This window comes from Nocardioides sp. Arc9.136 (assembly GCF_030506255.1).
Taxonomy (GTDB): domain Bacteria; phylum Actinomycetota; class Actinomycetes; order Propionibacteriales; family Nocardioidaceae; genus Nocardioides.
In genome coordinates this window covers 1,698,732-1,712,238 of record NZ_CP113431.1, presented here as the reverse complement: position 1 = coordinate 1,712,238, position 13,507 = coordinate 1,698,732, and the positions used below count along the sequence as shown (strand labels likewise).

The 13,507-nt window shown below is 75.1% G+C and carries 17 protein-coding genes; 2 read left to right on the top strand and 15 right to left on the bottom strand.

What is annotated here, in order from left to right; translation table 11 throughout:
• Nucleotides 1–4: 4 nt before the first annotated feature.
• On the top strand, nucleotides 5–424 hold the full coding sequence (locus tag OSR43_RS08335; protein WP_302270823.1) for a DUF4190 domain-containing protein: 420 nt from the start codon (nucleotides 5–7) through the stop codon (nucleotides 422–424).
• Nucleotides 425–464: 40 nt separating this feature from the next.
• On the opposite strand, the gene OSR43_RS08330 is transcribed toward OSR43_RS08335, so the two are convergent.
• The 5 genes from OSR43_RS08330 to OSR43_RS08310 all read right to left on the bottom strand — a co-directional run bounded on the left by OSR43_RS08330 (nucleotide 465) and on the right by OSR43_RS08310 (nucleotide 2,818).
• On the bottom strand, nucleotides 465–860 hold the full coding sequence (locus tag OSR43_RS08330; RefSeq protein ID WP_302270821.1) for a DUF2752 domain-containing protein: 396 nt from the start codon (nucleotides 858–860) through the stop codon (nucleotides 465–467).
• A 7-nt stretch (nucleotides 861–867) separates the two neighbouring features.
• Nucleotides 868–1,062, bottom strand: a complete 195-nt coding sequence (locus tag OSR43_RS08325) for an HGxxPAAW family protein (RefSeq protein ID WP_302270819.1) — start codon at nucleotides 1,060–1,062, stop codon at nucleotides 868–870.
• Nucleotides 1,063–1,142: 80 nt separating this feature from the next.
• Nucleotides 1,143–1,763: a Trp biosynthesis-associated membrane protein gene (locus OSR43_RS08320; RefSeq protein WP_302270817.1), complete on the bottom strand. Its 621-nt coding sequence runs from the start codon at nucleotides 1,761–1,763 to the stop codon at nucleotides 1,143–1,145.
• Nucleotides 1,756–2,103 carry a phosphoribosyl-AMP cyclohydrolase gene (gene hisI / locus OSR43_RS08315; RefSeq protein ID WP_302270816.1) on the bottom strand — a complete coding sequence of 116 codons (348 nt, stop codon included), beginning with the start codon at nucleotides 2,101–2,103 and terminating at the stop codon, nucleotides 1,756–1,758. Before hisI ends, OSR43_RS08320 begins: the two co-directional genes overlap by 8 nt.
• A 118-nt stretch (nucleotides 2,104–2,221) precedes the next feature.
• The gene (locus OSR43_RS08310; RefSeq protein ID WP_302270815.1) at nucleotides 2,222–2,818 is read right to left on the bottom strand and encodes a TetR/AcrR family transcriptional regulator; all 597 of its coding nucleotides are present in this window, start codon (nucleotides 2,816–2,818) and stop codon (nucleotides 2,222–2,224) included.
• Nucleotides 2,819–2,873: 55 nt separating this feature from the next.
• Between OSR43_RS08310 and OSR43_RS08305 the strand changes: the two genes are divergently transcribed.
• On the top strand, nucleotides 2,874–4,049 hold the full coding sequence (locus OSR43_RS08305; RefSeq protein WP_302270814.1) for an MFS transporter: 1,176 nt from the start codon (nucleotides 2,874–2,876) through the stop codon (nucleotides 4,047–4,049).
• A gap of 47 nt (nucleotides 4,050–4,096) precedes the next feature.
• On the opposite strand, the gene OSR43_RS08300 is transcribed toward OSR43_RS08305, so the two are convergent.
• From OSR43_RS08300 to OSR43_RS08255, 10 genes are all read right to left on the bottom strand, one after another.
• Nucleotides 4,097–5,893, bottom strand: coding sequence for an ABC transporter ATP-binding protein (locus tag OSR43_RS08300; RefSeq protein WP_302270813.1), 1,797 nt, complete (start codon nucleotides 5,891–5,893; stop codon nucleotides 4,097–4,099).
• Nucleotides 5,890–7,701 carry an ABC transporter ATP-binding protein gene (locus OSR43_RS08295; protein WP_302270812.1) on the bottom strand — a complete coding sequence of 604 codons (1,812 nt, stop codon included), beginning with the start codon at nucleotides 7,699–7,701 and terminating at the stop codon, nucleotides 5,890–5,892. The genes OSR43_RS08300 and OSR43_RS08295 overlap by 4 nt, the downstream gene beginning before the upstream one ends.
• A 112-nt stretch (nucleotides 7,702–7,813) precedes the next feature.
• Nucleotides 7,814–8,455 carry a TasA family protein gene (locus OSR43_RS08290; RefSeq protein WP_302270810.1) on the bottom strand — a complete coding sequence of 214 codons (642 nt, stop codon included), beginning with the start codon at nucleotides 8,453–8,455 and terminating at the stop codon, nucleotides 7,814–7,816.
• A gap of 215 nt (nucleotides 8,456–8,670) precedes the next feature.
• Nucleotides 8,671–9,132: an MOSC domain-containing protein gene (locus OSR43_RS08285; RefSeq protein ID WP_302270809.1), complete on the bottom strand. Its 462-nt coding sequence runs from the start codon at nucleotides 9,130–9,132 to the stop codon at nucleotides 8,671–8,673.
• A gap of 151 nt (nucleotides 9,133–9,283) precedes the next feature.
• The gene (gene hisF, locus OSR43_RS08280; RefSeq protein WP_302270807.1) at nucleotides 9,284–10,045 is read right to left on the bottom strand and encodes an imidazole glycerol phosphate synthase subunit HisF; all 762 of its coding nucleotides are present in this window, start codon (nucleotides 10,043–10,045) and stop codon (nucleotides 9,284–9,286) included.
• Complete coding sequence (gene priA / locus OSR43_RS08275) at nucleotides 10,042–10,776, bottom strand: bifunctional 1-(5-phosphoribosyl)-5-((5-phosphoribosylamino)methylideneamino)imidazole-4-carboxamide isomerase/phosphoribosylanthranilate isomerase PriA (RefSeq protein WP_302270806.1); 735 nt, start codon at nucleotides 10,774–10,776, stop codon at nucleotides 10,042–10,044. Before priA ends, hisF begins: the two co-directional genes overlap by 4 nt.
• Before the next feature lie 42 nt (nucleotides 10,777–10,818).
• Entirely contained in the window at nucleotides 10,819–11,145 is a 327-nt protein-coding gene (locus OSR43_RS08270; RefSeq protein WP_302270805.1) for a hypothetical protein, read from the bottom strand.
• A complete protein-coding gene (gene hisH / locus OSR43_RS08265; protein WP_302270804.1) occupies nucleotides 11,142–11,789 on the bottom strand; it encodes an imidazole glycerol phosphate synthase subunit HisH in 648 nt (215 codons plus the stop codon). Before hisH ends, OSR43_RS08270 begins: the two co-directional genes overlap by 4 nt.
• Nucleotides 11,786–12,394 (bottom strand): imidazoleglycerol-phosphate dehydratase HisB, encoded by a 609-nt coding sequence (hisB, locus tag OSR43_RS08260; protein WP_302270803.1) that lies wholly within the window; start codon nucleotides 12,392–12,394, stop codon nucleotides 11,786–11,788. The genes hisH and hisB overlap by 4 nt, the downstream gene beginning before the upstream one ends.
• A complete protein-coding gene (locus OSR43_RS08255) occupies nucleotides 12,391–13,500 on the bottom strand; it encodes a histidinol-phosphate transaminase (protein ID WP_302270802.1) in 1,110 nt (369 codons plus the stop codon). The genes hisB and OSR43_RS08255 overlap by 4 nt, the downstream gene beginning before the upstream one ends.
• Between the last annotated feature and the right edge of the window lie 7 nt (nucleotides 13,501–13,507).

Here is a 13,507-nt window from a genome sequence, read left to right as displayed (position 1 = left end):
CCTCATGAGCTACACCGACCCGCCCCCGCCGTCCGGACCGTACGACGGCGGCCAGCCGCCCTACGGCGGCGCCGGCGGCCAGCCCCCCTACGGCGGCGGCCAGCCTCCCTACGGCGGTGGCCAGCCCCCGTACGGCGGTCAGCCGTCCTACGGCGGCGGCGGCCCGCAGCCGACCAACAAGAAGGCCGTCTGGGCCCTCGTCACCGGCATCCTCGGCCTCCTGTGCTGCAGCCCGCTCGGCGTGGTGGCGATCATCCTGGGCCGTGGCGCCCAGGCGGAGAACGCCCGCACCGGCCAGGGCGGCTCCGGCATGGCCAAGGCGGGCTTCATCCTCGGCATCATCGCCGTGGCGCTGCTGGTGCTGCAGATCATCCTGTTCGCGACCGGCGCGCTGACCTTCGACGGCGGCATCGAGACCAGCTGATGCCGACGCGTCGCCCGTCGTGGCGACGCGGGCCTGCCGGTCAGGGGGCGAGCCAGCTCCCGGCCGGCAGGTTGCGCAGCACCGTGAAGACCAGCACGACGCCGACCGCGGCGCAGGAGGCGGTCCCCCCGGCGGGGAGCGCGCGGGACCGGTCTCGCCAGCGGTCGGCCGTCCACACCGCGAGGGCGAGCACCGCGAGGGGCAGCAGCACGACGAGCAGCAGGTTGCTCGAGGCGGCGTCGGCCCACCGGCCGTGCGTGAGGTCGTTGACCGCCCGCAGCCCGCCGCAGCCCGGGCAGGAGAGCCCGAGCAGCGCGCTCGGGCACACGCCCCAGCTGCCGCCCTCGTGCGGGTCGCGCAGGTGCAGGGCGAGGGTGGCGGCCGCGAGGCCGCCGATGGTGACCGCGGGCGCCAGGAGGCGCTGCCGGCGGGTCACCGCGGGATCACCCGTGCAGGCCCATCTTGTCCATGACGATGAACAGCACCAGCGAGCCGACGGCCAGCGCGACGCCGACCCAGAAGACCACGAAGCTGATCGGGTCGAGCATCAGCCCGACGCCGCCGACCACGAAGCCGAGCAGGGCCACCACGACGGCGGTCCAGGCCGCGGGAGTGTTGCCGTGGTTGTCAGCAGACATGCGTGGTGCTCCTCGATCAGGGTCGGGGTGAGGGTCGTGCGGGAGGTTCGGGGGCGATCCTAGCGACACCGGGGACGGCATCAGGCCGTCGGGTCGTGCCCCTCGTCCATCGCCTTCCACAGGTCGATGTTGGTGGCCTCCTCCACCGGCCGGGCGACCGGGTCGGCACCGGTGCCGCCGGTCGGGGCGTCGTAGCGGCTGCCCATCTCCGGCCACTGCGGGACCAGCCGCACCGCGAGGACCGAGGCGACGAGGGTCAGCAGCGCCCCGACCGCCGAGGCCCAGAACCAACCGGTCCGGCCGACCTCGGCCGTCGAGCTGGCGGCGGTGTAGGCGTCCCGCAGGTCGTCGACCGTCGAGGACCAGCCGACGACGACCGCGGCCGCCAGCCCCACCGCGGCGACCGCGCCGAGGACGGCGACCGCGCGGCGTACCCGGCGCCGGGTGACCAGCACGACGCCCCAACAGGCGAGCACCACCAGCGCCGCCGCGGTCGCGGCCGGCATCTCGCCGGTGTCGCCGAGGGAGTAGCCGAGCACGGCGCCCGCCTGGTCCGAGCCGCCGGCGACCTCGGCCCAGGGCCTGCTGCCCCCGACCGCGGCGAGGGTGCCGCCGGCGAGGCCGAGCAGGACGACCGGCCCGAACGTGCGCCGGCCCGGAGGCGTCGCGGGCGTCTGGGGAGCGGGGGCGGTCTCAGCCACGGGTCGGCAGCTCCACCGCGTCGAAGCAGGTCCGGTCGCCGGTGTGGCAGGCCGCGCCCTCCTGGTCGACCTTGACCAGCAGCGTGTCGCCGTCGCAGTCGAGGCGGACCTGCTTGACCCACTGGACGTTGCCGGAGGTCCCCCCCTTGATCCAGTACTCCTGGCGGGAGCGGGACCAGTACGTCGCGCGCCCGGTCGTGAGCGTGCGGTGCAGGGCCTCGTCGTCCATCCAGCCGAGCATGAGGACCTCGCCGGTGTCGTGCTGCTGCACGACCGCGGGCACCAGGCCGTCGGCGGTGCGCTTGAGTCGGTCGGCGATGTCGGGGGCCAGGGAGCTCACCGGGCCAGTATCCCCGGTCGGGCGCGAGCACCCGACCGCCGCCCGACCGCCGCCCGACCGCCGCCGGCCGCCGCCGGCCGCCGCCGGCCGTCGCCGGCCGTCGCCGACCGTCGCCGGCTCAGCCCGAGCGGCGGGTCCGCCGGTCGACGGCGGCCTCGGCGAGGTCCCTGGCCAGCACGAGCGGGTCGGGCCCCGGCCCGGCGTCCCCCCGGGCGTACGCCGCCAGGAGCCCGTCGTAGACGACCAGCAGCTCGGCGGCCAGCGCGTCGGCGTCGTCCGCGCCCGCCTCGGCGGCGAGGCCGCGGAGCCGCTCGCGCAGCAGCCGGGTGTCGGCGTCGACCCAGGCCCGCGCGGGGTGGCCGGCCGCGGGCAGCTCCACGGCCGCCGCCAGCACGGCGCACCCGCGGGTCGCACCGTGCTCCCGACGGAAGCCGGCCACGGCGTCCAGGACCGACAGCAGCCGCGCCTCGGGCCCCTCGGCCGCGGCGAGCGCTTCGTCCCAGGCCGCGCGCCACCGGTCGTGCCGGCGCTCGAGGTAGGCGGCGACCAGCCCGTCCTTGCCCCCGAACTGCGCGTAGAGGGTGGCCGGCGACGCCCCGGCCTCGCGCAGCACCGCGTCCACGCCGGTGGCGGCGATCCCGTGCGCGTAGAAGAGCCGCTCCGCGGCGTCGAGGATGCGGTCACGGGCACCCGTCCGGGTCTGGGCCTCCACCATGCGGCTACTGTAACGATCGGCTCACCGTAACGATCGTTATTGTCGAGGAGCAGGCATGGGAAGCACGGAGCACCGGGGTGTCGTCGCGGCGGGGACGGCCGTCATCGCGGTCACCTACGGGCTGGTCCGGTTCGGCTACGGCCTGCACCTGCCGGTCCTGGCCGACGAGTTCGCCATCTCGCCCGGCATCGCGGGTGCGGTGGCCGGCGGCAGCTTCGCCGGGTACTGCGCCGCGGCGCTGCTCGCGCACCGGCTGGTCGCCCGCGGCCACCCGCGGGTCACGCTGTGGGTGGCGGGCCTCCTCGCCGCCGCCGGGTCCGCGACGGTCGGCCTCGCGTGGTCCGCCCCGGCCCTCGCCGCAGGGGTCCTCGTCGGTGGCAGCGGCGCCGGGCTGGCCTCGCCGGCGCTGGTGGCCGCGGTGGCCGCCACCGTCCGGGCTCCGGCCGCGGACCGTGCGCAGGCGGTGGTCAACAGCGGTACCGGGCTCGGGGTGGTGGCCGGTGGCCTGCTCGCCGCGGTGGTGGCTGACCAGTGGCGCCTGCTGTGGCTGGGCTTCGCCGTCGCCGCGCTGCTCACCACGTGGTGGGCCGACCGGCGCGCGACCTGGGCGGCGGCAGAGGCGGGACCGGACGCGGACCGTCCGGGGGTGGACCTCTCCGCGGTGCGGCCCGCCATGCTGGCCGCCGTCCTCGCCGGCGCCGGGAGCGCCGCGGTGTGGACCTTCGGGCGCGAGCTCCTCGGCGAGGACGGCGGGATGGGTGGGGCGACCACGGCCCTCCTGTGGGCCGTGCTCGGCGGTGCCGGGGTGCTCGGTGCGTTCAGCGGGGACCTCGTCGTGCGGTGGGGTCCGCAGCGGGCCTGGACGGGGTCGGCCCTCGTCGTGGCGGCGGCGACCGCGCTCCTGGTGGCCGCACCGGCCAGCGTCCCGGCAGCGGCGGTGGCGCTGGCCGCCTTCGGCGGCGGCTACGTCGCCCTCAGCGGCGTGCTCATCGCCGTGGCCACCCGGGTCGTCCCCCGCGGGGCGGCCCAGGCGACCGCCGCGCTGTTCATCGCGCTGACCGCCGGGCAGGCCGTCGGCGCCGCCGGGCTCGGCGCGCTGTCCGGGGCGACGACGCCGACCGTCGCCTTCGGGACCGCCGCGGCCCTGGTCGTGGCGAGCGTCGCCGTCCACGCGCGCCAGCCGAGCACGCCGCGCCCGACCCCGGCGACCACCGCGGAGCTGCGGGGCTAGGTATCACAGCTAGGGCCGTACCGGGCCCGGCGCGGCGGCCCGGCGGGTCAGCGGCCCTGCTGGGCGATCCAGGAGGCGTGCAGCCCGGCGTACACGCCGCCCTCCTCGGCGACGAGCGCGGCGTGCGGCCCCCGCTGCACGACGCGACCCCGGTCGACGACGACGACCTCGTCGGCGTTCTCCGCGGTGGAGAGCCGGTGGGCGATGGTCACCGACGTGCGCCCGCTCATCAGCCGCTCGAGCGCCCGGCCGATGCGCATCTCCAGCGCCGGGTCCACCGCGCTGGTCGCCTCGTCGAGGACGAGCAGGTCGGGGTCGGCGAGGTGCGCGCGCAGCAGCGCCACGAGCTGCCGCTCGCCGGCCGAGAGCGACTCGCCCCGCTGCCCGACGCGCGTCTCCAGCCCGCGCGGCAGGCCGGCGAGCCAGTCCCCGAGGCCGAGCTCCTCCGCGCTCGCGCGGATCTCGTCCTCGGTCGCGTGCAGGCGGCCGTAGCGGACGTTCGCGGCGAGGGTGTCGTCGAAGAGGAAGCCCTCCTGCGGGACCAGCACGACGCTGCGCCGCAGCGACTCCGACCGGATGTCGCGGACGTCGACGCCGTCGAGCAGCACGCGACCCTCGGAGGGGTCCATCAGCCGGGTCAGCAGCTTGGCGACGGTCGACTTGCCCGAACCGGTCTCGCCGACCACGGCGACCCGCGTGCCCGAGGCGATGGCCAGGTCGATGTCGCGGAGCACCATCGGACCACCGGGGTAGGCGAACGACACGTCCTGGAACCGCACGTCGATCGGGCCGCGCGGCAGCACGACGCCGTCCTCGCCCGGGTCGACCAGGTCGGCCGGCGTCTCCAGGATGCCGATCACCCGGCGCCAGCCGGCGATGGCGTTCTGGGCGTCGGTGAGGATCTGGGTGCCCATCTGCACCGGGCCGACGAACAGCGTCACGAGGAACGCGAAGGCCACGACCTCACCGGCGGTGATGTCGCCGCCCCACAGCCGGCCCTGGCCCAGCCAGATGCCGACGATGAGCACGCCGGCGTTGGCGAGGCCGGCCGAGACGCCGCCGAGGGAGAAGGAGAACGCCGTGAAGCCCTGCGCGCGGGTGCTGGCGGCCTTGTGGGCGTCGATGGCCTCGTCGATGCGGCGCTGGGTCCGGTCCTCGACGGCGTAGGACCGCACGACCGCGGCACCGACGACCGGCTCGGACACGGCGGAGAGCATCAGGCCGACCTGGCGCCGCACGGTGCCGTACGCGTCGGAGAGCTTGCGCTGGAAGTAGCGCAGCGACAGGAACAGCGGCGCGAAGCAGAGCCACACCACGAGGGCGAGCTGCCAGCTGTAGACGACCATCACGATGGTCGCGATCACCACCTGCCCGACGCTGACCACGAAGAGCAGCCCGCCGAAGACGAGGAACTGGCTGACCTGGTCGACGTCGCTGGTGACCCGGGCGACCAGCGCGCCGCGGCGCTCGGTGTTCTGCGTCAGCAGCGGCAGGTCGTGGACGTGGCGGAAGGCCTTGGTCCGCAGCGTCGCGAGCCCCCGCTCGGCGGTGGTGAAGAGCCGCGTGGTCATGGCGTACGACGCCCAGCTGGTCACCACGATCGCCAGCGCGGCGATGACGCCGGCCCAGACCGTGAACGACACGTCGGGGCCGTCGGGGCCGTTGACCCCGCGGTCCAGCACCTGCTGGACCACCACCGGGACGACGACCTGGCCGATGGAGGCGAGCACCGCCAGCACGAGCGTGCCGCCGATGCCCTCCTTGAGCTCGGGCGAGAAGTGCACGCCGCGGCGGATGGTGCGGATCGCACCGATGTCCTCGCCGGAGTCCATGACGGTGCTCATGCGCCCACCTCCTGCCCCTCGGGCTCGTGCTCCTGCTCGTAGGCGTTGACGAGGTTGGCGTACGCCGGGCTCCGGCGCAGCAGCTCGGCGTGCGTGCCGCGGTCGGCGACGCGGCCGTCCTGGAGGTGGACGACCTCGTCGGCCAGGGCGATCGTCGCCTTGCGGTAGGCCACGACGACGAGGGTCGGGCCGGCGTCGGTCTCGTCGCGGAGGGCGGCGAGGATGCGCGCCTCGACCTCCGGGTCGACCGCGGAGGTCGCGTCGTCGAGCACCAGCAGCCGCGGGCGGCGCACGAGCGCACGGGCCAGCGAGATCCGCTGACGCTGGCCGCCCGAGAGCGAGGTCCCCCGCTCCCCCAGCCGGGCGTCGAGGCCGTGCGGGAGGGCGGCGACGAACCCGTCGGCCTGCGCGGCGCGCAGCGCCGCCCACACCTCCTCGTCGGAGACGTCGGCGCCGAGGGTGACGTTGCCGCGGACGGTGTCGTCGAAGAGGAACGGCGTCTGCGGGACGGTCGCAACGGCGTCGGCGAGCTCGCCGCGGGCCAGGTCGCGCAGGTCGGTGCCGTCGAGGAGGATCCGACCGCCGTCGGGGTCGACCAGGCGGCTCAGCAGCATGGTGAGGGTGCTCTTGCCGGACGCGGTCGCGCCCACGACCGCCACGGTGCGGCCGGGGGCCACGGAGAAGTCGACGCCGTCGAGCAGCCGTTGGCCGGGCTCGTAGGAGTAGGCGAGACACTCGACCGCGAGCGAGGCGCCGCGGGGGCCGGTCCCGCCCGCGGGCACGGTGCGGTCGCCGTACGGCATCTCGCCGGTCGCGTCCAGCACGCTGCGCACGCGGCGGTAGCCCACGACGCTGCGCGGGAACTCCCCCAGCAGCCAGCCGATGGAGCGGATCGGGAAGGAGACGATGGTGAGCAGGTAGGCCACGGTGACCACGTCGCCGGCGTCGGTGGCGCCGCTGAGCACCCGCGAGACGCCCACGGCGAGGACGACGAGCACCCCGAGGTTGGGCAGCGCGGCCAGCGTCGGGTCGAACGCCGCGCGGATGCGACCTGCCTTGATGTTGACGTCGCGCAGCTCGCGCGCCCGGGCGGCGAACCGCTCGGTCTCCTCGCCCTCGCGGCCGAGGGTCTTGACGACCATCGCCCCGTCGAAGGACTCGTGGGCGATCTCGCTGACCTCGGCGCGCAGCTGCTGTGCCCGGGTCATCCAGCCCTGGGCCAGACGCTGGTAGGCGACGTTCACCGCGATGACGACCGGGAAGATGGTCAGCCCGACGACGGCGAGGACGAGGTCGGCCAGCAGCATCTGGACCACGGCGATCGCCATCATCGCGACCGTCCCGACGGCCATGGGCAGCGGTGCGATCGGTCCCCACGCCGCCTCGACGTCGGAGTTGGCGTTGGAGAGCAGCTGGCCGGTGGGGTGGCGCTGGTGCCACGCCATGGGGAGCGAGAGGTACTGGCGCGTGACCGCGCGGCGCGTGTGCGCCTGCATCCGGTACTGCATGACGCCCGCGCCGAGGCGGCGGGCCACGATGCCGACCGCGCGGAGGATCGCGACGCCGAGGAAGAGGCCGAGGACGGCGAGCAGCATGTCGGCGCCCACCTCGCCGTCCTCGAAGGCCGGCAGGACGACGTGGTCGGTGGACCAGCCCAGGACCCAGGCGTCGGCGACGGTCAGCGCGCCGAACAGGACGCTCCCGAGGGTCGACAGGGTGAAGATCCACGGCTCGCGCCGGATCGCCACCCACAGCACGCGGAACCCCGCGCTCGTGGAACCCCGGCCTTGCTCCTGCTCGTCCGTCACCCGCTCCTGCTTCCCTCGGCCCGGGCTCAACCTCCGGGGCGCGCCACGATATTCCGGCCGCCGTCGGCGACCGGAATCCGTGGGGTGCTGCTGGGACCTCGTCGGCAGGTGGTCAGCGGCTCTCGGCGGCGCGCTGGGTGGCGTCGAAGGTGAAGTCGACGGTGGCGTTCTTGCCCTGGAAGTCGTTGCCCGCGGCCTCCGGCAGGGTCATCGTGACCCGCAGGTAGGAGGTCTTGGCGTCGTTGAGCGAGGTCAGGGCGACGGGCAGGGCGCGGTTGGCGCCGATGACCGGGCTGGCGGCGAGCACCGAGGTGGTCGTGCCGGAGCAGGTGAGGGCGCCGTTCGTCGCGGCGGGGGTCGCCTTGGTCCACGGCACCGAGCACTGGTCGACGGCGAGCTTGAGGCCGTTGGCGGTGTCGGTGGTGAGCAGGCTGCCGACCTTCGGCGTGGTGGTCATCGAGACCGAGCCGAACTTCTCGTCGGTGGCGCCGCGGGTCAGGGTGAGGTCGCGCTGGACGTTGTCACCGGGGACCAGGCCGGCGGCCTGCACCGAGGTGGGCTGGGACGCGGCGCCCAGGCCGAGGGTGATGGTGCCCGCGGCGACCTGCTCGGAGGCCGAGGTCGTCGAGGTGAACGCACCGAAGGTGCCGAGGCCCGCGACCGACGCGGCGCCGGCGACCAGGACGACAGAGGCGGCGATCTTCGCGGCGGTCTTGCGGGTGTTCTTGCGGTTCGTGGTGGTGGAGGTGCGCATCGGAGGGAGCCTTCCGGTGAGTGGTCCGCCGGTCTCTCCGGCGGTGTGTTCCTTGATGACCTGAACTCTGCCGAGCCCAGATCAAGGCACTCCCCGGCTCCTCCCCGACGTTCCCTCAAGGCCTGCGCAAGTCCGCTGAGGTTCCGCCGCCGTCGCTCCCTCACGGGGTGTCGACGGACCGCCGCTCGGTACGCCAGCGACGCCGCCGAGCGCCTCTAGGCGGTGGGGACGACGCTCACCTCGTCGCCGAGGCGGACGGTGCCGGAGGTGAGCGCCCGGAGGATCGAGCCACCACGGCGGCGCAGGGCGGTGGCGCCGCCGGGGCCCATCGAGGACTCCATCACCCGGCAGGGCGCGGCCACGCGGACCACCTCGAGCAGCACGTCGCCGACCTGCAGCCGGGCCCCGGGCTCGGTGGGGACGGCTCCCCCGGCGATCGTGACCGTACGTCGCGTGGCGGCCGGCGGGACCGGCCGGCCGAGCTCCGCGGCGGCCTCGGCCAGCGCCTCGGCGGACTGCACCGACACGTGCCGGTGCTTCGTGCCCCACCACCGGTCCCCCACCACGCCCCGCCCGGCGACGACCTCGATGCTCGCCCGCGCCTCCATCGGCGCGTGCCGCTCCGGTGCGACGTGCAGCGCGACGACCCGGGCGCCCGCCGTGCTCCCGGGGCTCACCGGGCCGCCCGCGGCGTACCGGTCCCGGGGTGCACCGATCGTTCGATTGTCGCCGTGGCGACGGGTGCAAGCGCTTGCACAGCGTCACTTCCGCGCAATTGAACGATGGCGACGGCCCCGGGATCCGCGCCGGCCCGGCGAGCAGGCCCGGTCACCGGACCGGGTGGCCGGCCTCGTCGAGGGCCCGCTTGACGTCACCGACGCGGAGGGTGCCGAAGTGGAAGACCGTGGCGGCGAGGACGGCGTCGGCGCCGGCGTCGACCGCGGGCGGGAAGTGCTCGACGCGGCCGGCGCCGCCGGAGGCGATGACGGGGATGGTGACCTCGCGGCGGACCGCGCGGATCAGCTCGAGGTCGAAGCCGTCCTGGGTGCCGTCGGAGTCCATCGCGTTGAGGAGGATCTCCCCCGCCCCGAGCTCGGCGGCGCGGACGGCCCACTCGACGGCGTCGAGCCCGGCCGACCGGCGCCCGCCGTGCGTGGTGACCTCGAAGCCCGAGGCGGTGCCGGCCGCGCGCCGGGCGTCGACCGACAGCACGAGCACCTGGTTGCCGAAGCGGTCGGCGACCTCGGCGACGAGCTCGGGGCGCCGGATCGCGGCGGTGTTGACCGCGACCTTGTCGGCACCGGCGCGCAGCAGCCGGTCGACGTCCTCGGTCGAGGAGACGCCGCCGCCGACCGTGAGCGGGATGAAGACCTGCTCGGCGGTGGCCGAGACGATCTCCATGGTCGTGGAGCGGCCCTCGTGGGAGGCGGAGATGTCGAGGAAGGTCAGCTCGTCGGCGCCCTCGGCGTCGTAGACCTTGGCCAGCTCGACGGGGTCACCGGCGTCGCGCAGGTCCTGGAAGTTGATGCCCTTGACCACCCGGCCGCCGTCGACGTCGAGGCACGGGATCACCCGGACCGCGAGCGTCACGACGCGCCGCCCTTGGTCAGCGCGAGGGCGTCCTCGAGGGTGAACCGGCCCTCGTAGAGCGCGGTCCCCGCGATGGCCCCCTCGACGCCGGCGGGCACCAGGTCCATGAGGGCCCGGATGTCGTCGAGGGTGGTGACGCCGCCGGAGGCGACCACCGGCCGGTCGGTGGCGGCGCAGACGTCGCGCAGGAGCTGGAGGTTCGGCCCCTGGAGCATGCCGTCCTTGTTGACGTCGGTGACGACGTACCGCGCGCAGCCCTCGGAGTCGAGCCGGGCGAGGGTCTCGTAGAGGTCGCCGCCGTCCTGGGTCCACCCGCGGGCCGCGAGGGTGCGGCCGCGCACGTCCAGGCCGATCGCGATCCGGTCGCCGTGCTCGGCGATCACCCGCGCGCACCACTCGGGCTGCTCGAGCGCCGCGGTGCCGATGTTGACCCGCCGGCAGCCGGTGGCCAGGGCCGCCTCGAGCGACTCGTCGTCGCGGATGCCGCCGCTCATCTCCACGTCGATGTCGAGCGCGCCGACGATCTCGGCCTGCAGCGCCCGGTTGGAGCCGCGGCCGAACGCCGCGTCGAGGTCGACCAGGTGCAGCCACTCCGAGCCGGCGTCCTGCCACCGCATCGCGGCGGCGACCGGGTCGCCGTAGACCCGCTCGGAGCCCGCGACGCCCTGGGCGAGCTGCACGGCGCGACCCTCGGTGATGTCGACGGCCGGGAGGAGCTGGAGGTAGGACATGGGGTTCGCTTCCTGGTTCGGGTGTGGGGTGGACCGCGGGCTTCAGCGGCGGAACAGCAGGGTGTGCAGGACGGGCGCGGCGAGGGCGGCGACGACGAGCGCGGCCAGGCGGGCCGACCACTCCGGGACGAGGACCCAGACCGCGACGTTCGCGACCAGCAGGGCGCCGAGCAGCCACTGCCACTGGCGGCGGCGCCGGGTGGCGAGGATCCCCGAGGGCCGGGTACGCCGCGCCGGCAGGCGGGCGGTCACCGCACGGACGCGCGCGTCACGACGTTCCCGCCGCTCGGCCTCGGCGGCCCGGGCGGCCGCGACGACAGCGGCCTCCCGCTGCCGCTCCTCGCGACGGCGGGCCCGCTCCTTGCTCACCGCCCGGCGCTCAGCGAGGCGACCCAGTTGCGCAGCAGCGCCGCGCCGGCGTCCCCGGACTTCTCCGGGTGGAACTGGGTGGCGGTGAGCGGGCCGTTCTCGACGGCCGCGACGAAGCGGTCCCCGCCGTGCTCGGCCCAGGTCACCAGCGGCGCCCGGGTCCGGTCGTTGGTGACCAGCTCCCACTCGCGCACGCCGTAGGAGTGCACGAAGTAGAACCGCTCGTCCTCGATGCCGGCGAACAGCGTGGAGCCCTCGGCGACCTCGACGGTGTTCCAGCCCATGTGCGGCACGACCGGGGCCTGCAGCCGCTCGACCACGCCGGGCCACTCGTCGCAGCCGTCGGTCTCGACCCCGTGCTCGACGCCGCGGCCGAAGAGGACCTGCATGCCCACGCAGATGCCCAGCACCGGCCGCCCGCCCGCGAGGCGGCGCCCGATCAGCCGGTCGCCCTTCACGGCGCGCAGGCCCTCCATGCAGGCGGCGAAGGCACCCACGCCGGGCACCAGCAGCCCGTCGGCGGCCAGGCAGGTGTCGAAGTCCGAGGTCAGCTCGACCTCGGCGCCCGCCTGCTCCATCGCGCGGACCGCGGAGCGCAGGTTGCCCGAGCCGTAGTCGAGGACCGCGACGCTCGGCCCGCTCACAGGGCGCCCTTGGTCGAGGGGATCCCCGTCTCGCGCGGGTCGAGGGCGACGGCGTCCCGGAAGGCGCGCGCGAAGGCCTTGAACTGGGTCTCGACGATGTGGTGCGGCTCCCGGCCCGCGAGCACGCGCACGTGCAGGGCGAGGTGGCCGTGGAAGGCGATCGACTCGAAGACGTGCTGGGTCAGCGACCCGAGGTAGGCCGGGGTCGACCCGCCGAGCTGGACGTACTGCTGTCCCTCCGGCTCGCCGGTGTGCACGCAGTAGGGCCGGCCGGACACGTCGACGACCGCGTGCACGAGCGCCTCGTCCAGCGGCACGGTGGCGTCGCCGAACCGGCGGATGCCGACCTTGTCGCCCAGGGCCTGGCGCAGCGCCTGGCCCAGCGCGATGGCGGTGTCCTCGGTGGTGTGGTGGGCGTCGATCCAGTGGTCGCCCTCGGACTGCACGGTCAGGTCGACCAGGCTGTGCCGGGCGAACGCGGTGAGCATGTGGTCGTAGAAGCCGATGCCGGTGGAGACGTCGTGGCGACCGGTCCCGTCGAGGTCGACCTCGACGAGCACCTTCGACTCGCTGGTCTGTCGCTCGATGCGTGCGGTCCTGCTCATGACTGTCCCTCTTCCGTCACCAGTACGTCGCTCAACGCCTGCCTGAACGCGGCCATCTCCGTGGGTGTTCCGACCGAGACCCGCAACCACCCCGCGGGGCCGACCTCCCGGACCAGCACCCCGCGGTCCAGCAGCCCCTGCCAGACAGCATGGCGGTCGGCGAAGGTGCCGAACAGCACGAAGTTGGCGTCGCTCTCGGCCACCTGCAGGTCCTGCTCGCGCAGCCAGGCGACGGCCCGGTCCCGCTCGGCCCGCAGCTCGTCGACCTTCCCGAGCAGCTCCGGTGCGTGCCGCAGGGCCGCGACCGCGGCAGCCTGGGTCACCGCGGAGAGGTGGTAGGGCAGCCGCACCACGCGGATCGCGTCGCAGATCGCCGGGTCGGCGGCCAGGTAGCCCAGCCGCAGCCCGGCCGCGGCGAAGGCCTTGCTCATGGTCCGGGTGACGACCAGGTTGCGGTGGACCGGCAGCTGCTCGAGCGCGCTCGGGACCCCGGCGCGCCGGAACTCGCCGTACGCCTCGTCCACCACGACCAGGCCCTGCGGCTGGTAGGACGCCGCCGCCTCGCACAGCACGGTGACCGCCTCGGGCGGCAGCGCGGTGCCGGTCGGGTTGTTCGGCGAGGGCAGCAGCACCACGCTGGGCCGCTGCTCGCGCACCAGCGCGGCCGCGGCGTACAGGTCGAGGGAGAAGTCGTCCTCGCGGCGCCCCTGCACCCACGTCGTGGAGGTGTCGCGGGCGTACTCCGGATACATCGAGTACGTCGGCGCGAAGCTCAGCGCCGAGCGACCGGGCCCGCCGAAGGCCTGCAGCAGCTGCAGCATCACCTCGTTGGAGCCGTTGGCCGCCCACACCTGCTCGACCGCGATCCCGTGCGGGGTGTCGCGGGCGAGGTAGTCGGCCAGCGCGGTGCGCAGCGCGAGGTGCTCGCGGTCGGGGTAGCGGTGCAGCCCCCGGGCCGCCTCCGCGACCGACGCCGCGATGTCGGCGACGCAGGCCTCGGACGGGCCGTAGGGGTTCTCGTTGGTGTTGAGCTGGACGGGCACGTCCAGCTGGGGGGCGCCGTACGGCTCGAGGCCGCGCAGCTCCTCCCGGATCGGCGGGAACACGACGCGA